23 protein-coding genes are annotated in these 21,271 nt (G+C 63.3%); 15 read left to right on the top strand and 8 right to left on the bottom strand.

Annotated features, from left to right (window positions below; genetic code table 11):
* Positions 1–234: 234 nt before the first annotated feature.
* Together AB4136_RS01580 and AB4136_RS01575 are read right to left on the bottom strand one after the other, a co-directional pair.
* The gene (locus AB4136_RS01580) at positions 235–2,805 is read right to left on the bottom strand and encodes an ABC transporter permease (protein ID WP_036254987.1); all 2,571 of its coding nucleotides are present in this window, start codon (positions 2,803–2,805) and stop codon (positions 235–237) included.
* A gap of 10 nt (positions 2,806–2,815) precedes the next feature.
* Positions 2,816–3,514, bottom strand: coding sequence for an ABC transporter ATP-binding protein (locus AB4136_RS01575; RefSeq protein WP_065998129.1), 699 nt, complete (start codon positions 3,512–3,514; stop codon positions 2,816–2,818).
* 63 nt (positions 3,515–3,577) lie between these two features.
* Here AB4136_RS01575 and AB4136_RS01570 point away from each other — a divergent pair, with 63 nt between their 5' ends.
* On the top strand, positions 3,578–4,216 hold the full coding sequence (locus AB4136_RS01570) for an arylesterase (protein ID WP_137900360.1): 639 nt from the start codon (positions 3,578–3,580) through the stop codon (positions 4,214–4,216).
* Between the two features lie 116 nt (positions 4,217–4,332).
* On the top strand, positions 4,333–4,929 hold the full coding sequence (gene thpR / locus AB4136_RS01565) for an RNA 2',3'-cyclic phosphodiesterase (RefSeq protein ID WP_024923153.1): 597 nt from the start codon (positions 4,333–4,335) through the stop codon (positions 4,927–4,929).
* On the opposite strand, the gene AB4136_RS01560 is transcribed toward thpR, so the two are convergent.
* Entirely contained in the window at positions 4,833–5,351 is a 519-nt protein-coding gene (locus AB4136_RS01560; protein WP_024923152.1) for a low molecular weight protein-tyrosine-phosphatase, read from the bottom strand. The two genes, thpR and AB4136_RS01560, sit on opposite strands and share 97 nt — an antisense overlap.
* Positions 5,352–5,406: 55 nt before the next feature.
* Between AB4136_RS01560 and AB4136_RS01555 the strand changes: the two genes are divergently transcribed.
* The 5 genes from AB4136_RS01555 to AB4136_RS01535 all read left to right on the top strand — a co-directional run bounded on the left by AB4136_RS01555 (position 5,407) and on the right by AB4136_RS01535 (position 8,864).
* Positions 5,407–5,703 (top strand): 4a-hydroxytetrahydrobiopterin dehydratase, encoded by a 297-nt coding sequence (locus tag AB4136_RS01555; protein WP_024923151.1) that lies wholly within the window; start codon positions 5,407–5,409, stop codon positions 5,701–5,703.
* A gap of 107 nt (positions 5,704–5,810) precedes the next feature.
* Positions 5,811–6,173 carry a YkvA family protein gene (locus AB4136_RS01550; protein ID WP_024923150.1) on the top strand — a complete coding sequence of 121 codons (363 nt, stop codon included), beginning with the start codon at positions 5,811–5,813 and terminating at the stop codon, positions 6,171–6,173.
* Between the two features lie 265 nt (positions 6,174–6,438).
* Entirely contained in the window at positions 6,439–6,942 is a 504-nt protein-coding gene (locus AB4136_RS01545) for an invasion associated locus B family protein (protein WP_024923149.1), read from the top strand.
* A 210-nt stretch (positions 6,943–7,152) separates the two neighbouring features.
* On the top strand, positions 7,153–8,385 hold the full coding sequence (rlmN, locus tag AB4136_RS01540) for a 23S rRNA (adenine(2503)-C(2))-methyltransferase RlmN (protein WP_137900361.1): 1,233 nt from the start codon (positions 7,153–7,155) through the stop codon (positions 8,383–8,385).
* On the top strand, positions 8,382–8,864 hold the full coding sequence (locus AB4136_RS01535; protein ID WP_137900362.1) for a hypothetical protein: 483 nt from the start codon (positions 8,382–8,384) through the stop codon (positions 8,862–8,864). The genes rlmN and AB4136_RS01535 overlap by 4 nt, the downstream gene beginning before the upstream one ends.
* Here AB4136_RS01535 and AB4136_RS01530 read toward each other — a convergent pair.
* Positions 8,836–9,477 carry a LysE family translocator gene (locus tag AB4136_RS01530; RefSeq protein WP_137900363.1) on the bottom strand — a complete coding sequence of 214 codons (642 nt, stop codon included), beginning with the start codon at positions 9,475–9,477 and terminating at the stop codon, positions 8,836–8,838. The genes AB4136_RS01535 and AB4136_RS01530 overlap by 29 nt on opposite strands.
* 75 nt (positions 9,478–9,552) lie before the next feature.
* Positions 9,553–11,637 carry a bifunctional diguanylate cyclase/phosphodiesterase gene (locus AB4136_RS01525; protein ID WP_137900402.1) on the bottom strand — a complete coding sequence of 695 codons (2,085 nt, stop codon included), beginning with the start codon at positions 11,635–11,637 and terminating at the stop codon, positions 9,553–9,555.
* A gap of 297 nt (positions 11,638–11,934) precedes the next feature.
* On the opposite strand from AB4136_RS01525, the gene AB4136_RS01520 reads away from it, so the two are divergent.
* From AB4136_RS01520 to AB4136_RS01510, 3 genes are all read left to right on the top strand, one after another.
* Positions 11,935–13,155: an argininosuccinate synthase gene (locus tag AB4136_RS01520; RefSeq protein WP_024923144.1), complete on the top strand. Its 1,221-nt coding sequence runs from the start codon at positions 11,935–11,937 to the stop codon at positions 13,153–13,155.
* Positions 13,156–13,157: 2 nt separating this feature from the next.
* Positions 13,158–13,682, top strand: coding sequence for a hypothetical protein (locus tag AB4136_RS01515; RefSeq protein WP_137900364.1), 525 nt, complete (start codon positions 13,158–13,160; stop codon positions 13,680–13,682).
* Between the two features lie 199 nt (positions 13,683–13,881).
* A complete protein-coding gene (locus AB4136_RS01510) occupies positions 13,882–14,190 on the top strand; it encodes a hypothetical protein (protein ID WP_137900365.1) in 309 nt (102 codons plus the stop codon).
* Between the two features lie 81 nt (positions 14,191–14,271).
* On the opposite strand, the gene AB4136_RS01505 is transcribed toward AB4136_RS01510, so the two are convergent.
* Positions 14,272–15,087 carry a lytic murein transglycosylase gene (locus AB4136_RS01505; RefSeq protein ID WP_137900366.1) on the bottom strand — a complete coding sequence of 272 codons (816 nt, stop codon included), beginning with the start codon at positions 15,085–15,087 and terminating at the stop codon, positions 14,272–14,274.
* A 259-nt stretch (positions 15,088–15,346) separates the two neighbouring features.
* Here AB4136_RS01505 and AB4136_RS01500 point away from each other — a divergent pair, with 259 nt between their 5' ends.
* The gene (locus tag AB4136_RS01500) at positions 15,347–16,297 is read left to right on the top strand and encodes a CPBP family intramembrane glutamic endopeptidase (protein WP_024923140.1); all 951 of its coding nucleotides are present in this window, start codon (positions 15,347–15,349) and stop codon (positions 16,295–16,297) included.
* A gap of 8 nt (positions 16,298–16,305) precedes the next feature.
* On the opposite strand, the gene AB4136_RS01495 is transcribed toward AB4136_RS01500, so the two are convergent.
* Positions 16,306–17,004: a DUF2270 domain-containing protein gene (locus AB4136_RS01495; protein WP_024923139.1), complete on the bottom strand. Its 699-nt coding sequence runs from the start codon at positions 17,002–17,004 to the stop codon at positions 16,306–16,308.
* Positions 17,005–17,321: 317 nt separating this feature from the next.
* Between AB4136_RS01495 and ffh the strand changes: the two genes are divergently transcribed.
* Genes ffh through rpsP form a run of 3 tightly spaced genes read left to right on the top strand, consistent with a single transcriptional unit; the run spans position 17,322 to position 19,690 of the window.
* Positions 17,322–18,917, top strand: a complete 1,596-nt coding sequence (gene ffh / locus AB4136_RS01490; RefSeq protein ID WP_024923138.1) for a signal recognition particle protein — start codon at positions 17,322–17,324, stop codon at positions 18,915–18,917.
* Between the two features lie 7 nt (positions 18,918–18,924).
* Positions 18,925–19,251 carry a chorismate mutase gene (locus AB4136_RS01485; RefSeq protein ID WP_024923137.1) on the top strand — a complete coding sequence of 109 codons (327 nt, stop codon included), beginning with the start codon at positions 18,925–18,927 and terminating at the stop codon, positions 19,249–19,251.
* Between the two features lie 49 nt (positions 19,252–19,300).
* Complete coding sequence (gene rpsP, locus AB4136_RS01480) at positions 19,301–19,690, top strand: 30S ribosomal protein S16 (RefSeq protein ID WP_024923136.1); 390 nt, start codon at positions 19,301–19,303, stop codon at positions 19,688–19,690.
* A gap of 58 nt (positions 19,691–19,748) precedes the next feature.
* Here the strand turns inward: rpsP and AB4136_RS01475 are convergent, their stop codons facing one another.
* Positions 19,749–20,159, bottom strand: coding sequence for a cupin domain-containing protein (locus AB4136_RS01475; protein WP_024927546.1), 411 nt, complete (start codon positions 20,157–20,159; stop codon positions 19,749–19,751).
* A 99-nt stretch (positions 20,160–20,258) separates the two neighbouring features.
* Between AB4136_RS01475 and AB4136_RS01470 the strand changes: the two genes are divergently transcribed.
* Positions 20,259–21,152 carry a LysR family transcriptional regulator gene (locus tag AB4136_RS01470; protein ID WP_024923134.1) on the top strand — a complete coding sequence of 298 codons (894 nt, stop codon included), beginning with the start codon at positions 20,259–20,261 and terminating at the stop codon, positions 21,150–21,152.
* The last annotated feature ends 119 nt before the right edge of the window (positions 21,153–21,271 follow it).

The raw sequence follows: 21,271 nt of genomic DNA, 5'->3' as shown, positions 1-21,271 counted from the left end.
TCCTCTGTTGCTCTGCCCCGTCGGGTGTCAGGCTCCCGAAACGGAGCCCAGGCGCCGCTGGCGGGGCTCCAGCATGCCTGCCCGAAATATGAGGGTTCTTGAAGGCAAGAACAAGACCGTGACGGCCTGCAACGCTTCGTGAAGGGGCCAAGAGGCGAAAAATGCGCCGTTTCTGGCGATTTCTTACCGTGAATTAACCGAAAATCGTCCGAAACAGCGTGATTTTTGCATGGCTCATAACGTACGCAGTACAGGTGCGGCTTTGTGGCCCAGCACCCGCCAGGTGCCCAGGAGCCCGATGCCGACGGTGACGACGAGTGAAAGCAGAATGGTGCCGATGGCCACTTCGGGCTGAAACTGCCACGGCAATGTCATGACCCGCGACACCACGAACCAGGCAGCAATACCGCCCGCGAACAAGGCAAAGACAGCGGTGGCGAGGCCGATCAGCATGTATTCGAGCGAGAAGGCGGCAATCAGGGTGCGGCGCGTGGCGCCCAGCGTCTTCAACACGACCGCGTCGTGGATGCGTGCCCGGTTGCCGGCGGCCAGTGCGCCGGCCAGCACGAGCACGGACGAGACGAGTGCCACACCGGCGGCGGCACGGATAGCGGTGCCGATCTGGCCGACCAGCCGATTGACGATCTCGAGCGCATCCTTGACCCGCACGCTCGTCACCGCCGGGTAAGCGCGGGTTACCGCGTTGAGCACCCGGGCGTCGTCGGCCGTGGTCGCGGTCTTTTCCGTCAGCGTCGCCAGCCAGGAATGTGGCGCGCCGGCGAAGGTGTTGGGCGTAAACACCATGACGAAATTAATGCCCATGGTCTCCCACTGCACCTGGCGGAAATTGGCGATCCTGGCGGTGATGTTGCGGCCCAGCACATTGACGGTGACGGTATCGCCGATCTTCAGGTCGAGCGCATGCGCTTCCTCGGCCGAGAAGGACACCAGCGGTTCGCCCTGATAGTCGGCCGGCCACCAGTTTCCGGCCGACAGCGTGGCGTTTTCGGGCATGGTCGTTGCATAGGTGATGCCGCGGTCGCCGCGCAGCACCCAGGCGCCTTCAGGCCGTACGGCGATCTTGTCGACGGCGACGCCGTTCAGCGCCATCACGCGGCCGCGCAGCATCGGCACCCTGGCCAGCGTTCCCTGCGGCGCTTCCCTGGCGACCAGAGCGGAGAAGGCGTCGACATCGGCCGCCTGGATATCGACGAAGAAGAAATTCGGCGCGCGCTCGGGCAGGCTGCCGCCGATCTGCCGCCTGAGATTTCCATCGATCAGCGCGAGCGTGACCAGTAGCGTCAGGCCAAGTCCCAGCGACAACACGACGGATGGCGTCAGGGCGCCGGGACGGTGAATGTTGCCGACCGCCAGCCGCAGCGCGGTGGAGCGGACGCGCGGGCTTCTCCTGGCGACAAGCTGGACGAGCGCGCTCACCAGCCTCAGCACGAGAAATGAAAATATGGTCGCGCCGACGAAGATGGCGGCGATGCGACGATCGTGGGCCAGCAGCACCGCCAGACCGGCAAGCACCGCGGCAATGAGCAGTGCAGCCGCGACATAAGGCAAGCGCGGCAAGCCGCGGCTTTCAAACCCCATCTCGCGAAACAGCGCGGTGGCTGGAATGTCGCGGGCGCGACCGAGCGGCAGCAATGCGAAGACGAGCGTCACCATGACGCCAAACAGCGCGGCAAGGGTCAGCGCGCCGGGATAAAACCCGCCTTCGGCCGGTACGGGAATGAGCGATTGCAGCGCGGCGCTCGCCGCGAACGGCATGGCCGCGCCGAGCAGCAGGCCGAGCAGAATGCCCAGCCCGGAAATCATCAGGATCTGCACGAGATAGACCGTGAAGACGAAGCCGCCCGAGGCTCCGAGGCTCTTGAAGGTGGCGATCACCGAACGCTTGCCGTCGAGATAGGCGCGCACGGCGTTGGCGACGCCGACGCCGCCGACCACCAGCGCGGTGAGCCCGACCAGCGTCAGGAACTGCGAGAAACGTTCGATGTTGGACGACAAAGCCGGTGCGGCGTTGGTTCGATTGCGGATCGACCAGCCCGCCTCGGGGAACTTGTCGGTCGCCTGCTGGCGGATGGCCTCGATGTCGGCCTCGCTGGCCCGAGCGGGCAAACGGATTTTGTAGGCGTTCTCGACCAGACTGCCCGGCTGCACGAGGCCGGAGGCTGCCAGTCCTTCCTTGGAAATCAGCAGGCGCGGCGCGAAACCGAAGCCATCGGACACCGCATCCGGCTCGCTGGTCAGCATCGCCCGCAGTTCGAACGTGGCGTTGCCGAGCTTCAGGCGGTCGCCGGGCTTCAGATGCAGCCGTTCGAACAGGATGTCCGGCGCGACAGCGCCGAATGCGCCCGAATTCTCCGAAAATAGAGCCTCGCGCGGCAGCGCCGGTTCGGTCTGGAGCGTGCCATAGAGCGGATAGGTCTGGTCGACAGCCTTGGCCTCGACAAGAGCCTGGTCGGAGCCGTCCATCAGGCGCGCCATGGAGCGCATGCCGGAGCTTTCCGAAACAGTGCCAAGCCCGTCCAGGAAGCTGCGCTCGGCCGCGGTCGCGTCGCGCTGGTTGAGCTGGAAACGGATATCGCCGCCAAGCAGCGTCTGGCCCTGGGTGGCGACGCCGTCTGAAATCGATCGCGCCACTGAATTGACACCGCCGATCGCCGCGACGCCGAGGGCGATGCAGGCGATGAAAATCAGGAAGCCGGACAGGCCGCCGCGCATTTCGCGCAAGGAAAAACGAACCGCCAGGGCAAGCGTTCGTGCCAGAGGATTGGGAACCGAGGCGCCGTTCATCCGCGCGGTCTCAAGCCGGGATCCTGGCGAGGATCGCGCCTGCCTCGATCCGGCCCGAGCGCATCGCGATCTGGCGCGTGCAGCGGGCCGCGAGCGCGGGATCGTGCGTGACCAGCACCAGCGTCATGGCGCGTTCCACAGCCTTGGCGAAAAGCAGGTCGGCAACCTGTTTTCCCGTCGCCTGATCGAGATTGCCGGTCGGCTCATCGGCGATGAGGATGCGCGGCGACGGCGCCAGCGCACGGGCGATCGCCACGCGCTGCTGTTCGCCGCCCGAAAGCTCGCCGGGATAGTGAGTAACGCGATCCGCAAGACCGACCGCCGCCAGTTCGCGCGCGGCAACGCCAAATGGATCGGCGGCGCCGGCAAGTTCCAGCGGCACGGCGACATTTTCCAGCGCCGTCATGTTGGGAATGAGGTGGAAGGACTGGAAGACGATGCCAATGTTCCGGCCCCGAAACGAAGCAATCTGATCCTCGCTTTTGCCGTTCAGCAATTCGCCGGCTATGCGCACGCTGCCGGCGTCGACCCGCTCCAGACCGGCCAGCACCATCAGCAAAGTGGACTTGCCCGAGCCGGACGGTCCGACTATGCCGGTGGCTTCTCCCGCCGCGACATCGAGGCTGATCCCCTTCAGCACATGCACCGACGAGGCGCCCTCGCCAAGGGTCAGTGAAACGTCCTTCAGCTGGATGACGGCTTCAGTCAAAGCGAAACTGTCCTATATGGAGAAAACGGGGCGGGACTGTCCCGGTGATATGGGGCTTGCCGCATGGTTTTCAAACATCTCGCCGTCTTTGTCGCATTTTTCATGGCGCTTATGCCGATTTCAGCCGCCCGGGCCGAACAAGTCCAGATCGTCGGCTTCGGCGACAGCCTGACCGCGGGCTTCGGCCTGGCGCCCGGCGAAGGGTTCACCGACAGGCTCCAGGCCGCCTTGCGCGCCAAGGGATATGATGTCGCCGTCGCCAATGCCGGCGTTTCCGGCGACACGTCGAGCGGCGGACTGGCGCGGCTCGACTGGTCGGTGCCGGACGGGACCAGGCTGGTCATTCTTGAACTCGGCGCCAACGACATGCTGCGCGGCATCGACCCGCAGCTGGTCGAGGACAATCTGGACAAGATGCTGACGCGACTGAAGGAGCGCAAAATCCCGGTGCTGCTCGCCGGCATGGTTGCTGCTCCCAATCTCGGCCACGCCTATGGCGAGGCGTTCGGTACGCTCTATCCGAGGCTCGCCCAGAAATACGAAGTGCCGCTCTATCCGTTCTTTCTCGACGGCGTTGCCGGCAACCCTGCCTTGCAGCTTCCCGACGGCATGCACCCCAATGCCAAAGGCATCGATGTCATCGTCGAGCGTATCCTGCCGACGGTCGAAAAGGCCATTCAGGCCACGGCCGGAAAATCCTGAGCCGGCTGCGCGGATCGACGGAAATGGGCGCGGCGCCCAAAATAAACCTCTTGCTCCCGCCGCTTTTCAGTGATTCGCTGTAGGTGAGAGATCGATTCGAGGACAGGAGGCTTACCATGCCGCGTCTTTTCACCGCCCTCGAAATTCCGCGTGATGCTGCTCTCTCACTCTCCCTGCTCAGGGGCGGCCTGCCCGGCGCCCGCTGGATCGATGTCGAGAATTACCATCTGACGTTGCGCTTCATCGGCGATGTCGAAGGCCATGTCGCCGACGAGGTCGCCAATGCGCTGGACCGTGTCCACCGCCCCTCGTTTTCGCTGACGCTGTCGGGTGTCGGCGCTTTCGGACAGAAGAAGCCGCATGCGGTATGGGCCGGCGTCGCGCCCTCGCCCGACCTCAATGCGCTGCAGGCGGAGATCGAACGCATCTGCCAGCGTCTCGGCGTGCCGACCGATCCGCGCAAGTTCACGCCGCATGTCACGCTCGCGCGGCTGCGCAATTCCAGCCCGCTGGAGGTCGCCCACTATCTCTCGGCGCGCGGTAACTTCGCCGCCATGCCCTTCCGTGTCGGCCGTTTCGTGCTGATGTCGTCGCGCGATTCGGTCGGCGGCGGCCCCTATGTCGTGGAAGAGGCCTGGCCGCTGCTGGATGCGGACGCCCGTCCCTCCAACCGGGTCGCGATGGTTTCCGACGCCTCGCGAATCATGCGGTAGACCGAGGCGAAGCCTTCGGACCCGCCATAATAGGGATCCGGCACCTCGCTGCCGCGGTTGCCGGCGAATTCCAGGAAAAGGTGGATGCGGTCCTGTGCGGACGATGGAGCCGCGGCCTTCAGGTCGGCGACATTCGACCGGTCCATGCCGAAGATCAGATCGAAGCGGTCGAAATCGTCAGGCGTCACCTTGCGCGCCTTCTGGCCGGAAATGTCGATGCCATGATGCGCGGCAATGTCGACCGAGCGCGGGTCCGGCGCCGAGCCGGCATGCCAGCCGCCTGTTCCCGCCGAATCGAGCCGGAAGGCCTGGTCCATGCCGCGCGTCGCCAGGACGTGCCCGAAGACGCCTTCGGCCAGCGGAGAACGGCAGATGTTGCCGAGGCAAACAAACAGGATCGATTTTGGGGGTTCCACGCGCATCGGCTGCCACGCTATCTTGCCAACAATCCCAATCGCGATAGCACGGAAGCAGGACATGACGAGAGAAAAATTGAGCCGGGAGGCCGTTGCCGCGTTGCTGGCCGGACTGGACGGCTGGGCTCTTGCCGCTGACGGCAAGTCGATTTCCCGCACCTTCGATTTCAAGAACTTTTCGGAAGCCTTCGCCTTCATGATGCGGACGGCGCTGGCCGCCGAGAAAATGGACCATCACCCCGACTGGTCGAATGTCTACAAGACCGTGAACGTCACGCTGAACACGCATGACGCCGACGGGCTGACCGCGCTCGACTTCGAACTGGCCAAGAAGATGGACCGCATCGCCGGCAACTGATTGGGCGGTCGTACCGCTTGGCGGGGCGGCATCTTGCAGGCGGGTTCGGTACTTCCCACATCTCGGCCGAGGCCAAGTCGGTGCCTCGTTGTTTCGGGGGCTCCAGGATGGTGCGCGACGGCAGCTACGAATTCTTCGGCCCGGGCGATGGCCCAGCCCAGGAAAGGAGCGTTCGCGCGAAATTCTGGCGCACGGCCAAGAAGGCGGCACGACAGATCCCGTTCATGGAGGACGTGGTCGCTGCCTATTATTGCGCGCTCGACAAGGAAACGCCGGTCAAGGTCAAGGCGATCCTGTTTGGCGCACTGGCCTATTTCGTGCTGCCGATCGACGCCATTCCCGATTTTGTCGCCGGTATCGGCTTCACCGACGACATCGCCGTTTTGACGGCGGCGATCACGGCCGTGAGCTCCCACATCACGCCGGCGCATCGCCAGGCCGCGCGCGACGCCATCGCTGAGCACGACTGACGACACCGTCGCGCCTGGCGCCCGACATGACGGGCGCCATTTCCTCCAGTCAAATTCTTGCCGTTTTCGTGCTCTCCATGTCTGCCATGGGGTGCGGGCCCCTGTCGCAAGGCGGCTAGGGCCCGGAATAGGCAACGGTTTCTGAAGGCGGCGTTCTTTTCCTCGGAAAGTTCACCCTTTGGTAACCCAGATTAAATCAAACTAAAGCGAAACGGCGGGCGGGGTCCTGCCTGGCACCCGCATAGTTTGGAATACAGGAAAGAAAATGCGCGGATTGATTGCTATTGCCACCGGTCTGGCCCTGTTTGCCACGGCGGTGCCGGCGCTCGCCCAGCAGGCGACCAAGATTGGCCAGCACAATGCCTGGGGCACCTACAGCTACAAGGCTGCGAGCGGCAAGGTCTGCTACGTCCTGACCGTGCCGACCGACAAGCAGCCGCCGACGCTCGACCACGGCGACATGTTCTTCTTCGTCAGCCAGCGTCCGGGTCAGCAGGTTTCCTACGAGCCGCAGTTCATCGCCGGCTATGCGTTCCAGCAGAATTCGAAGGCTGTCGTCACCATCGACAACAAGTCGTTCTCGATGTTCACCAAGGGCAAGTCGGCCTGGGTGGAGAACGCTGCCGAGGAACCGGTGCTGATCGCAGCCATGAAGACCGGCAAGGACATGAAGGTCACCGCCAAATCCGGTCGCGGCAATCCGACGTCCTACGTCTTTTCGCTGAAGGGCATTTCGGCGGCGCTGCAGTCGATCGCCACCTGCAAGTAGGCGCGGCTTTCCAGACATGCCGACGACAGGCCGGGCCACGCGCCCGGCTTTTGTTTTTCGACAAAAACGGGAACGATCGGCCTGACAGGTCGTTTTCGACGGGCTGTCGCCATGCTGGATGCGACACCATCGTGACGCCATGTCGCAGCTGTGATATGTGCGGCCTGAACCCTATCTAGCCAAAATTGTAACAGTCCACGCCAGATCGCTATGACCCTTTCGCTCGACATCACCGATGGCAACACGCGTGCCGCACTCGCCGCCCGCGCCGGCGCTGCCCAGAAGGCATCGCTGATCGGCCTTGGCCGCGCCGAAATGGCCGAGGCGCTGGTCGCTTCCGGCATCGTGCCGGAAAAGCAGGCCAAGATGCGCGTGCAGCAGCTCTGGCATTGGCTTTATGTGCGCGGCGTTTCCGAATTCTCGCAGATGTTCAACATCTCGAAGGACCTGCGCACCGCGCTTGACCAGCATTTCGCCATCACGCGGCCCGAGATCGTCGAGGAGCAGATTTCTTCCGACGGCACCCGCAAATGGCTGTTCCGTTTCCCGCCGCGCGGCGCCGGCCGCCCGGTGGAGATCGAGACGGTCTACATTCCCGAGGAAGGACGCGGCACGCTGTGCATTTCCAGCCAGGTTGGCTGCACGCTGACCTGCTCGTTCTGCCATACCGGCACGCAGAAGCTGGTGCGCAACCTGACGGCGGAAGAAATCCTGACGCAGCTGATGACCGCTCGCGACCGGCTGGGCGACTTCCCCGACCGCGACACGCCGGCCGGCGCCATCGTGCCAGCCGAGGGCCGCAAGGTCTCCAACATCGTCATGATGGGCATGGGCGAGCCGCTCTACAATTTCGAGGCGGTGAAGCAGGCGCTGCTCATCGCATCCGATGGTGACGGGCTGGCTTTGTCCAAGCGCCGCATCACGCTGTCCACCTCCGGCGTCGTGCCCGAAATCTTCCGCACCGGCGAGGAGATCGGCGTGATGCTGGCGATTTCGCTGCACGCCTCGAACGACGATTTGCGCGACCTTCTGGTGCCGATCAACAAGAAGTACCCGCTGAAAGAGCTGATCGATGCCTGTCGCAAATATCCGGGCCTTTCCAACGCGCGCCGCATCACCTTCGAATATGTGATGCTGAAGGACGTCAATGACAGCCCGGAAGATGCCAAGGCGCTGGTGCAGCTGCTCAAGGGCATCCCGGCCAAGATCAACCTGATCCCGTTCAATCCCTGGCCCGGCACCAACTACCAGTGCTCGGACTGGGAGACGATCGAGAAGTTCGCCGACTTCATCAACAATGCCGGCTACGCCTCGCCGATCCGCACGCCGCGCGGTCGCGACATCCTGGCCGCTTGCGGCCAGCTGAAGTCGGAATCGGAGCGGTTGAAGAAATCCGAGCGCCTGGCGCTGGAGGCGATGATGATCGCGGGGCACGGCGAGTGAGCCGCTTCGCGGCCTATTTCGTCCGTTGCCTCGTCATCCTGTTCGGCTATGCGATTGCCGCGCTGGCGGCGAGCGCCTTCATCAATGTGCTGTTCCTCGGCTCGGCCGGCTTCACGGCTGAGGAAACCCGTTTGATGGCGAGCGGCCCATTGGTGGTGACCATACCGCTGCTTGCCTTGTTCATAGGCTATTTCGCCTTCGCGCCATCGGCGGTGCTCATCCTGTTGTCGGAAGTGCTCGCCCGCCGCGACTGGCTGTTTTATGCGCTGGGCGGCGGCGTCGTGGCCGCGGCCATTATCGGCTTCGCGCGCCAGTCCGGCGATCCGGATTTCATGATCGCCGGCACGCGCGTCATTCTGGCGTTGATCGGCGCCGGAATGGTCGGCGGCATTTTCTACTGGTTTTGCGCGGGCCGGTGGGCGGCAAGCTGGTGGCGGGACGACAATCCGCCTACTTCGCCTGGGCCGTCAGGATCTTGAGCGCGAAGGCCGAGAACACCCCGGCGAACAGATAGTCCACCACACGCGTGACGCGCGGGCTGGCCTTCATCGCCGCCGAGAACTTTTCCGCGGCGAACACCATCGGCGCGGTCACCGGAATGGACAGCACCACGAACATTGCGCCGAGGAAGAACAGCTTGCCCGGCGCGTTGGGATCGTGCGCGGAGACGAATTGCGGCAGGAAGGTCATGAAGAACAGGATGATCTTCGGGTTGAGCAGGTTGACGCCAAGCCCCGCCGCCCAGGCACGCGCAAGCGAAATCTGCGGCCCCACCTTCTTTTCCGGCGAAAAGGCCGAACCCTTGGTGACAGCCTGCCAGGCGAGAAAGACCAGATAGCCGGCGCCGAAGATCTTCAAAACAAAGAAAGCCATCGGCGAGGCGACGATGAGCGCCGAAACGCCGACCACAACCAGTGACGTGTGGATCAAAGTGCCTGACAGTGCACCGGCCATCGAGGCAAAGCCTGCGGCGCGGCCCTGGCTCAGTGTGCGGCTGACGAACAGGGTCATGTCCGGTCCGGGCGTGATCGCCAGGATGAAGGTGGCGATGGCGAATTGGATCAGCGTCGTGTTGTCCGGAACAAAGGACATGGAAAGGCTCCCAGCAGCAGGCAGGCCGAGCCATAGCCGATAAGCTTGTCCCGCTCCAGAGACAGTTGCCTGGGGCTATCGACCCAGGCGTTTCAAGGGCAGGCGCACGGAGACAGTGGTTTCCATGGCCTCCTCGACGATTTCCGGGCCAAAGTTGGCTTCGATGATCTTGCCGAGCGGCTGAGGCCGGCCAAGCAGAAAACCTTGCGCTTCGTTACAGCCTTCCTGTTGCAGGATGGAAAGCTGGATTTTTGTCTCGACGCCTTCGGCGAGCACCGGGATCTCGAGGCTGCGCCCGAGAGCAAGCACGGCGCGCACGATGGCCTTCGCCTGCGGGCTTTGTTCGATGTCGCCCATGAAGGAACGGTCGAGCTTGATCTTGTCGAACGGGAAGGAACGCAGCGTGTCGAGCGAGGAATAGCCGGTGCCGAAATCGTCGATGGCAATCGTAACCCCCAGTGCCCTGATCTGGCGCAGCGCATGCAGGGTTCGCGCCTTGTCGGCGATGATGGCGGATTCCGTCAGTTCCAGCTCAAGCCGGCGCGCCGGCAGGCCGGTCTCCAGCAGGATTTCGTGGATCAGCTTCGGCAGGTTGCTGTGCGACAGCTGCTTGGGCGACAGGTTGACGGCGACCTTGTGTCCGTTGTGCCATCCCGCTGCCTGCCGGCATGCGGTGCGCAAGACCCACTCGCCGATGGCCTGGATCGAGCCGTTTTCCTCGGCGATCGGAATGAATTCCGACGGAGGGATCATGCCACGCTCGGGGTGGCGCCAACGCAGAAGCGCTTCGTAGCCGGTCACTTCGCCGGTCAGCACGGAAGCCTGCAACTGGTAGTGGAGCGCCAGATCGCCGCGGTCGATGGCATGGCGCAGATCGTTGGCGAGCGCGCGCCGGTCGCGGGCCGCCTCGTCCATGGCCGATTCGTAGAAACAGACCGCCTGCTGCACGTCCGCCTTGGCGCGGTACATGGCAAGGTCGGCATTGCTGACCAGCCGCTCGCAGTCTTCGCCATCGAGCGGGTAGACGGCGACGCCGATGCTTGCGCCGGTTACGATCTCGAAATCGTCGAAACGCAGCGGCTGAAACAGCGCCTTTTCCAGTCTCGCCACGAAGTCGAGCAGGTCGCTTTGCTCGGTGAAACGCTTGATGGCCGCGAACTCGTCGCCACCGAGGCGCGCCGTGAATTCGCCGTCCTTCAACAGGCGCGCCAGGCGGCGCGCCACCATCTTCAGCGCATGGTCGCCGGCTGCATGGCCACGCAGATCGTTGATTTCCTTGAAGCGGTCGAGATCGATGCCGATCACCGCGACCTTGGTACCGTCGGTTTCGGCGGCCCGCTCGATTTCGTTGACCAGATAGTCGGTGAAGCTGGTGCGGTTGGGCAGGCCGGTCAGCGCATCGTTGAGAGCGAGCTGCTGCAAGCGCTCGTAATTCTCGAAGCGCATGCGCTCGTCGATGAGGTAGCTGACGGCGCCGGTGCCGGCGATCAGCAAGCCGACGATCGCCACGGAAACGGCCATCGCCTCGAGGACGCTGGGGTTGGTGCCACCGGTGACAAAGGACATCGGTGTCACCGAAACCGCGGCCATGCCGGTGAAGTGCAGGCCGACGATCGCCAGAACCAGAACGCCGGTTCCAATGAAGAGTGCATTGCGGCTTTGCCCGCGCACCCACTGTGCCAGCGCCACTGCGCCGAAGGCGATTGCGATCAGAACGGAAGCGGCGACATAGGCGCTGTCCCACTCGACGATACCGGCAACGTGATAGGCGGCCATGCCGGTATAGTGCATCGCAGAGATCGCCAGGCCGACGATGGCGCCGCCGACAGGCGCCATGTAGCGGCCACCACTGGTTGCGCAGGCGAAGCCGAGCCCGGTGCCGATGATGGCGATGATCAGCGAGGCCATAGTCAGAAGCGGTTCGAAGAAGATCGGCGCGCCGGGATCATAGGCCAGCATGGCGACAAAATGCGTGCACCAGATCGACGAGCCAGCTGCAACCGCCGTCAAAACCAGCCAACCCTTGGCCTGGATGCCATCGGTTTTCCTGGTGCGCTGGAAAAGGCCGGAGGTGACCCAACAGCCGGTGACGCACAGGAAAGCGGCGAGCAGGACGAGCCACAGATTATGTTCCGTGGCGATGCAGGAGATGACGCGCATCTGGATCAAAGGACCTTCGATGGGAGGCAATCAGGAGGGCGTGGGTCAATTACCGGTTGAATCGTGAAGGCAGACTTAACCCGGTGGTGTTTGCGGCACCGCGCGACTGAATCGGCCTCGCACTTGCGCAAGTACAGTCAATGAAACCTTTCGACCGGGAGGTGGGTGCCTGGGCTGAACGTCGCCAACGCCATGCATTTTGGCGCGGCTGGCCGCTTCCCCCCGGATCGGAACCGCACTAATAGTGCAGCCGCAAAAATGCGGTTCTGGCCAAGCGCAAGAAGGTTACCCTCCAAGATGACCAAGTGGAAAGACGTCAAGAAGGTTGTGCTCGCCTATTCCGGCGGCCTCGACACATCGATCATCCTGAAGTGGCTGCAGACCGAGCTCAATGCGGAGGTCGTCACCTTCACCGCCGACCTCGGCCAGGGCGAGGAGCTGGAGCCGGCGCGCAAGAAGGCCGAAATGCTCGGCATCAAGGAAATCTTCATCGAGGACGTGCGCGAGGAGTTCGTCCGCGACTTCGTCTTCCCGATGTTCCGCGCCAATGCCGTCTATGAAGGCGTCTACCTGCTCGGCACCTCGATCGCCCGCCCGCTGATCTCCAAGCATCTCGTCGAGATCGCCAAGAAGACCGGCGCAGACGCGATTGCCCACGGCGCCACCGGCAAGGGCAACGACCAGGTCCGCTTCGAACTGTCGGCCTATGCGCTGAACCCCGACATCAAGATCATCGCACCGTGGCGCGACTGGTCGTTCAAGAGCCGCACCGACCTGCTCGACTTCGCCGAGAAGCATCAGATCCCGGTGGCCAAGGACAAGAAGGGCGAGGCGCCGTTCTCGGTCGACGCCAACCTTTTGCACTCGTCCTCCGAGGGCAAGGTGCTGGAAGATCCGGCCGTCGAGGCGCCCGAATACGTGCACATGCGCACCATTTCGCCCGAGGCAGCGCCTGACAAGGCGACTGTTATCAAGATCGGCTTCGAAAAGGGCGATGCCGTCTCGATCAACGGCGAGCGCCTGTCGCCGGCGACCTTGCTTGCCAAGCTCAACGACTACGGCCGCGACAACGGCATCGGCCGTCTCGACCTGGTCGAGAACCGCTTCGTCGGCATGAAGAGCCGCGGCGTCTACGAGACCCCCGGTGGCACGATCCTGCTTCAGGCGCACCGCGCCATCGAGTCGATCACGCTCGACCGGGGTGCCGCGCACCTCAAGGACGAGCTGATGCCGCGCTATGCCGAGCTGATCTATTACGGCTTCTGGTTCTCGCCCGAGCGCCAGATGCTGCAGGCGGCGATCGACCTCAGCCAGAAGGATGTCGAGGGCGAAGTGACGCTCAAGCTCTACAAGGGCAACGTCATGGTCATCGGCCGCGAGAGCGCGAAGTCGCTCTATTCGGACAAGCTGGTCACCTTCGAGGACGACCAGGGCGCTTACGACCAGAAGGACGCCGCCGGCTTCATCAAGCTCAACGCGCTGCGCCTGCGTACATTGGCGGCCAGAAACCGCCGCTGAACGTGCGCGGCACCGTTCCGTGCCTGACCGGTCTGGCTCTGCTTGCCGCGGAGCCAGCCGTCGCACAGGAATTCGACCCCGGCAGCCTCGATCTTCCGGCCCTGATTGAATGCCGGGCCGATGTGCCGGCCTATAATGGTTTCGCTTTCTGGCTGACCGGAGAAGCAGGTGCCGCCGAAAAGCTCGGCTGGCGCAAGGTCGACAGCAACAATCCCTTCCTGTCGCAATACGAACTGGAAAAGCCGGTCGCGGTCTTTGACGAGCAGACGAAGAGCATCGTCTTTACGTCCAGTGGGCCGATGGCCGTGCTGGACGGCGTCGCGGCGGCGGACGTTGCAAAGAAGCTCGGCATTCAGCCGCTGATTTCCAGCCCGCAGAAATTCCTTGGCGAGAAAGTGGTATCGGACAAAACCGAGAGCGCCGAAGGCGTCACCTTCGCCACGCGCATCAGCCTCAATGTCTCAACCGTCGAGACGCATCCCGGCAAGGTGCTGGCGGGATGTTCCTACAAGATCGAAGTCCAGTAGGAACTGCTTTCGCGCACCGGATTGTCCGTGAGGGGTAAACTCAACAACTCGTTTGGGTATGTAGTGCAATACACGGGCGCTTCGGCTTCTGGATTGCCGGATTCCTCGCATTGACAAACGTAATGGGGACATTCCTTCTGACCCGGCGTTTCTGCGCTTTTCCAGATTGGACTATTATTCAGACGAGGGGGACTATCCATTGCGAAAGAAGCTTCGCCCATTGTTGGCGGCAATCGCTGTTCTGTCAGCCTGCCAGATTTCTCTTGCGGGTGACAAGCCGGACATCAAGGCCGGCATGGACCAGTGTATGAAGAGTTATGCTGTCTTTCCGCTGTCCGCGAAGGAAGAATTCAGAACCTTCATGGGCGTATCGAAGGAGCGCGCGCCCGCGGTTTTCTGCCAACGCCTGGTCAAAGCCATGGCGAGCGGACGTATCACCTATTCCGACATCAACCGCCTTCAGGAAAACCGGCATAGCGAGGTCTGGAAGGTCATAAAGGGGCGCTAAGGTCGGCACCGCCCCGAAAATGTAGAGGTTCAAGCAAGGGCCTGCTTGGAAACAAGGCCCTCGCTTGAATCGCGTGGCTACTTAGTTGGCGATCCGCCTTGCGAATTCCGCCAGGCCTTTCTGGTAGACGGACGCGCGGTTCCAGTCGTTCCAGACACGGAAATTCACCTCGCCGGGGCCATAGCCGCCGCCGGCGACCCAGCCATGGCCTTTCAGGAAGTTGGCGGTCGAGGCCAGCACGTCAGCGCGCGAATGGATCAGGTCGCGGCGGCCGTCGCCATCGAAGTCGACGGCGTATTGCAGATATTTGGATGGCAGGAACTGCGTCTGGCCGAGTTCGCCGAAACCGGCGCCCTTCATCTGGCTGGCGGCGATATAGCCCTTCTGGGCAATTTCCAGCGCCGAATCGAGTTCGTTGGTGAAGAAGGCCGAGCGGCGGCAGTCATAGGCCAGCGTCGCCAGCGGGCCGAACACGCTCTTGTTGCCCGAATTGGCGCCAAAGCCGGTTTCCATGCCCCAGATGGCGAGCACGACTTCCGGCTGGACGCCGTAACGGTCTTCGATGCGCTTGAGCAGGCCCGCCTGCGACTTCATGTAGCCCTTGGCCTTGGAGACGTAGGAAGCGGGCGCCCGGCGCGCCAGGAATTGTTCGACCGAACCGGAGAACGCTTTGTGCTGGCTGCGGTCGATGCGGATGACGCCGGTGTCGTATTTTATGCCGGCCAGCGGGCCGGTATCGATGCCGCGGCGCGCCGCGTCGGACTTGTAGGCTTCGACCCAGGCCGTGAAGCCGCTGCCATCCTTGCCGCATTTGCCGGCAGCCTGGGCTCCGGTCGCCGCTGCTACAACAGCCAGAACCGTGGCCGCAAAAACCTTCCCCTTGGCAAGCAATGCCATTCTCGTCTCCTGGTTGCCTGAATCACCTCGTCTGCGCGAATTTACAGCGAAAAACCGGCTTGTCACCGCTATTCGCGCAACTCCGCCATATCCGGCTAAGAGGCTAGAACCCGCCGTCGATCAAGCGTTTTTTGACCCTCCGGCATATTTCGCCGGCGGTTGTGTTCATTGGGAAACGGATTTCAGGGCGCGCGCGAACCTTCGAAACCTAATCCTAAGCTCCTGCGCCTAGCTTTCGGACACACCAAAAGGAGGCCTTATGGCCATCGATCCCGCTGCCTTCGAAGCCTACCGCTCGGGCCCGAACGGAAAGACGACGCTGCCGCGGCTCGTGCTCGGCACGGTCATCATCCTTTTGTTCTGGGGGCTTTCGACCTTCGTCGCGATCTATCTCGGCATGCACCTGCTCGAAATGCCGCCGCTTTCCGTGCTGCCCGAGGGGGAGGACCCGGCGGCGTTCTTGGCATCGCCCGCCGGAATACTCATTTCGCTTGGCACGTTCTCCGGCATCTGGGCCGGCGCGTGGCTGGTTATGCGATGGGTCCATGGCGAACCGCTCTCCGCTCTCTTCGGCACCAGCCGCCGCATTTCGCGGTCTGGTTTCTTGAAAGGGCTCGCCGCCGTCGTCGTGACCTCCCTCCTGTCCGAGATCCTGCTCTATCTGATCAACCCCGGTATCTGGCGTGGGTCGATCGCGTTGGTTTCCTGGCTGCTGGCGCTGGTGCCCATTGCGCTGTTGGCATTCATCCAGACATCCTCGGAAGAACTGCTGTTTCGCGCCTACCTGCCGCGCGGACTGGCCAAGAGGTTCCGCAGCCCGTTGATTTGGGCGCTGCTGCCGACGCTCGTTTTCACCGCCCTGCACTGGGGTGCCGGCGCGACGCCGGCGATGAATGCCGCCGGCCTCATTTCGATCGGTGCCTTCGCCGCTGTTCTGATGATGCTGGTTTATGTGACGGGCAATCTCGGTGCCGCCTTTGGCGCGCATCTCGGCAACAATCTGTTCGGCTTCCTGCTGATTTCGCACCAGAAGAGCCTGGGCGGGTTTGCCCTGTTGGAGGCAAGATCGCTGGAGGATGCGAGCTGGGCCGGGCTCGATGCCGTGCTGATCGCCGGCATCGGCATCGTCTCTAGCCTGCTCACCGCGGTGCTGCTGCTCCATCCACGTTCGCCGCTCAGGGTTGGGCCCGACCACGGCATCGGAAAATAGGTTCTGGCCTAGACGTGCACTTCGCCGAAGCCGCTTTCGCCGGTGTCGTCCTGCGTTCGCAGGCAGGCGTAAAGCAGCCAGAGGAAGAACGCGGTCACCGCCGCAAGCACGAACAGGCCCGGGATCGGGCCGAGATTGGCGTTGGTCACCACGTCCTGGAACGATTGGGAAATGCCGAGGCTGTTTCCCTCATGCTGCAGTTTCGGCGTCGAAATCTTCAGCACCCATGCCGCGAGCAGGATCAGGAACATCCAGATGTAGTTGCGGCGCAGGCGTCGCGACAACGCATCGCCGGTCGAGATGAAGAAGCGCGGCTCGCGCAGGTTCTGGCCGAGAATCTGCTGCCAGTTCGCGGAAGCATCGGGCACCGGCGAGAAGGCCTGGGCGAAATAGTGGCGTTCGAACTGCCGCACCCGGTACCGATAGACGTCGAAGAAGCGATAGCGACGCGCTTCGATCATCAAAAGAAGATAGACCAGAAGCATGGCGAACAGCAGCACGCCGTGATGGGCCGTGGCGGTCGACAGCGAGACCGACAACAGCGCGGCAACGACGGTGATCGCCCAATTGGTGGTGTGATCGATGCGCTCGCGCCATCCCGCCATGCGGGCGATCTCGGCGCGATAATAGTGGACGGCGGCGGTGACCGCTTCCGAGCGGGTTTCCGGCAACGACGGTACCGGTATCGGGGTTGTATCGTGGGTCATGGCGGTCTCCTCCTCGCTCCTCAGGGTAGAAAGATAGAGCGCCGTAGCCGCCGAACATCCCCGTTTGCCTTGACTCCCGGCGGTTTTTGCTGTCAAAGGCCCACAACTTCCGCGACGACCATCTTCGCGAAAGCCGACCGGGACGTGGCGAGCGCCGCAAGATGCGCTCCAGACCGATCCCGGAGGCCAACACCCGGCAGCGCAGCGCGCCCCCGGGTGCTTTTTGGTTTTGGGCCATCGCGCTCCGGCTTTGCTTGGATGATCGGGGCGGGCGCATTACTTCTCGGGTCTGACCACTCGGGATCGAAGGAAGTAGCATGTTCGAATCGCTGCAAGAGCGACTTGGCTCAATTCTGAACGGCCTCACCGGCCGCGGCGCGCTGTCGGAGGCCGACGTCTCGGCAGCGCTGCGCGAAGTGCGCCGTGCGCTGCTCGAAGCCGACGTCGCGCTTGAAGTGGTGCGCTCGTTCACCGACAAGGTGCGCGAAAAGGCCGTTGGCGCGGCGGTGCTGAAGTCGATCAAGCCCGGCCAGATGGTCGTCAAGATCGTCCATGACGAGCTGGTCGAGATGCTGGGCGCCGAGGGCGTTGCCGTCGACCTGAATGCGCCGGCGCCGGTCGTCATCATGATGGTCGGCCTGCAGGGTTCGGGCAAGACGACCACTTCGGCCAAGATCGCCAAGCGGCTGACCGAGCGCCAGGGCAAAAAAGTGCTCATGGCTTCGCTCGACACGCGCCGCCCGGCCGCGCAGGAACAGCTGCGCCAGCTCGGCGAGCAGACCAAGGTGGCGACGCTGCCGATCATCGCTGGCCAGACGCCGGTCGACATCGCCAAACGCGCCGTGCAGGCGGCCAAGCTTGGCGGCCATGACATCGTCATCCTCGACACCGCCGGCCGCACGCATATCGACGAGCCGCTGATGGTCGAAATGGCCGACATCAAGAAGGCGTCGACCCCTCACGAAATCCTGCTCGTCGCCGACTCGCTGACCGGCCAGGACGCCGTCAATCTCGCCAAGAATTTCGACGATCGCGTCGGCATCACCGGTTTGGTGCTGACCCGTATGGACGGCGACGGCCGTGGCGGTGCGGCACTCTCCATGCGCGCCGTCACCGGCAAGCCGATCAAGCTCATCGGCACCGGCGAAAAGATGGACGGGCTGGAGGAATTCCATCCCAAGCGCATCGCCGACCGCATCCTCGGCATGGGCGACATCGTTTCGCTGGTCGAAAAGGCCGCCGAGAACATCGACGCGGAAAAAGCCGCGGCGATGGCCAAGAAGATGCAGTCGGGCAAGTTCGACCTGAACGATCTCGCCGACCAGCTTGGCCAGATGCAGAAGATGGGCGGCATGGGCGGCATCATGGGCATGATGCCCGGCATGGGCAAGATGAAGGACCAGATGGCCGCGGCCGGCATGGACGACAAGATGTTCGGCCGCCAGCTCGCCATCATCTCGTCGATGACCAAGGCCGAGCGCGCCAATCCCGACGTTCTGAAACACTCGCGCAAGAAGCGCATCGCCGCCGGCTCCGGTACCGATGCCGCCGAAATCAACAAGCTGCTCAAGATGCATCGCGGCATGGCCGACATGATGAAGGCGATGGGCGGCAAGGGCAAAGGCGGTGGCATGATGCGCGGCCTGATGGGCGGCCTTGCCAACAAGATGGGCCTTGGCGGCATGATGCCCGGCATGGGCGGTATGCCGGACCTGTCCAAGATGGATCCCAAGCAGCTCGAAGCGCTGAAGAAGCAGGCGGAGGCGGCCGGCCTCGGCGGCGGGCTGCCCAAGGGCCTTCCCGGTGGTTTGCCGGGCCTCGGCGGCGGCGGATTGCCCGGCCTGCCGGGCGGGCTGAAGCTGCCGGGTCTGGGCGGTCCGGGCGGATTGCCCGGTTCGGCCAAGAAGAAGTGAGGCAGGGATGAGCGACGACGTGACCATGGACGACGCCCGGACCCAGCTCGCCGGCTACCGCGCCTCGATCGATAATATCGATGCGGCGTTGGTCCATATGCTGGCCGAACGTTTCCGCTGCACCAAGGCGGTCGGCGTGCTGAAGGCCACGCACGGCCTGCCGCCGGCAGACCCCAAGCGCGAGACCGAGCAGATCGAGCGGCTGCGTCGCCTCGCCAAGGAAGCGCATCTCGACCCCGATTTCGCAGAAAAATTCCTGAACTTCGTCATCCGCGAAGTGATCCGCCATCACGAGCAGATCGCAGCGGAAAACGGCGCAAGCAAAACCGGCTGAACCCGGCCGTAACCCGACCAACGAGAAACAGAGCTTTAGGAGAAATAAAATGTCACTGAAAATCAGACTGGCCCGTGCGGGCTCGAAGAAGCGTCCTTACTACCACATCGTCGTTGCCGATGCGCGCTCGCCGCGTGACGGCCGCTTCATCGAAGCGATCGGCGCCTGGAACCCGCTGCTGCCGAAGGACGGCGAGCGCGTCAAGGTCGACGCCGACCGCGCCAAGCATTGGCTGAGCAACGGCGCGCAGCCGACCGATCGCGTGCTGCGCTTCTTCGACGAGGCTGGCATCGCCAAGCGCGAAGCTCGCTCGAACCCGAACAAGGCGGAGCCGGGCAAGAAGGCGCAGGAACGCGCCGCTCTTCTGCAGAAGGCCCAGGAAGCGGCTGCTGCTGCCGCGGCCAGCGCCGCTGCTCCGGCCGAGACGAGCGCCGAGTAAATTTCGCCAATCTGGCGCAGGCAAACGGCGGGTCGAGAGGCCCGCCGTTTTGCATTTATCAAGCCACGGGGTCGGCGAACGGGGTATCAGGCTTGCTGACATAGAAAATCGCCATCCGCGCCGGCGTACCCGCGCTTAGATTGCGGCCGGTCATGGCTATGTGCGGTGGCTCGACAAAGACTTCGCCAGCCTTCACCTCCACTGGCGTCCGTCCATCGAGCTCCAGCGTGAACGTGCCTTCCAGCATGTAGACCGTCACGGGGTGCCGGTGGCTGTGACGGGGTGTGCAATCGCCTGGATCGAGCCTGGCCAGCAGGACCCGTATTTCCTGCATTTCCTCCATCGGCATACCGGTCGTTTTCTCGCGGTGTACGACCGAGAGCTTCGCGGCGCCCGACAGTTGCGCCGAGGTGGTGATACCGACGGTCATGCCCGCGATGGCATCCCTGGTGGCCATTGTCTTGTGCATCGCCTCCTCCATCGTTGCTGAATGAAGGCTAACGCGGGACCGGCCGCTCCGGCAGCCGCAAGCTTGCAGAGCGGCCGTGCAGAAGCGCATAAGTTGAGGATGTTCGACTGGAACGACCTGCGCTATCTGCTTGCCGTCGCGCGCGAGGGCAGCACGCTGGCGGCGGCACGGACGCTCAGCGTCAACCAGTCCACGGTTCATCGGCGGCTCGTCGAGCTCGAACGTCGGGCCGGCTTTGCGCTCGTCGTTCGGCATCCGACGGGCTACAGGTTGACCGCCCTTGGCGAGGCGCTGCTTCCCACAGCCGAGCGCGTCGAGGCTGAAGTCGCGGTTCTCCAGAACCAGATCCACGCTCACGGGAACGAACTTGTCGGGGTCATTCGCCTGACCTGTCCCGAGCCGCTGGTATCGCGCCTCGTTGGGTCGCCATATCTCGATCTTTTTCACGAGAAGCACCCGGGATTGAAGATCGAATTCGTGATGAGCGACCGCTATCTCGATCTCGGAAAGGGTGAAGCCGATGTGGCGCTTCGCTCAGGTGAGCCGGATGACGAAACGCTGGTCGGCCGAAAGATCGCCGATTCGATATGGGCGGTCTATGCCAGCAAAAGCTATCTTCAACATCACGGCCGGCCGGAACGGGTTGACGACCTCGGCCATCACGCGCTTGTCGGTTTCGATGGGATGCTCGTCAACCATCGCGCGGCGAAATGGCTATCGGCTGTCGCACCCGGCGCCAAGGTCATTGCGCGCAACAACAGCGTGCTTGGGGTGCTGCACGCAGTGAAATCGGGCGTCGGCGTCGCGCCGCTACCCACCGCCATTGCAGACATGGAAGAGGAGCTCGTTCAGGTTCTTCCACCCGTGCAGGACCTCACGCGCGGCTGGTATCTTCTCACGCGAGCCGATCTGCGCCAGACACCGCGCATCGGCAGTTTCTTCGATTTCACCTTCCGCCATCTCAATCTCGTACGGCCGATCCTCATGGGTTGAGGTCCGTCCGGTCGCGTCGAAAGGCTCAGCGCTGGCCGAGGCTTCGTCTCCACCAGACTATGACGGCTATATGACATTCGGCTTAAGCAACGAGTAAGTTAGTCGCCGCTAACGTGGTT

The organism is Mesorhizobium sp. 2RAF21 (assembly GCF_052115345.1).
Taxonomy (GTDB): Bacteria; Pseudomonadota; Alphaproteobacteria; order Rhizobiales; family Rhizobiaceae; genus Mesorhizobium; species Mesorhizobium terrae.
This window is presented reverse-complemented; position numbering and strand designations above follow the sequence as displayed.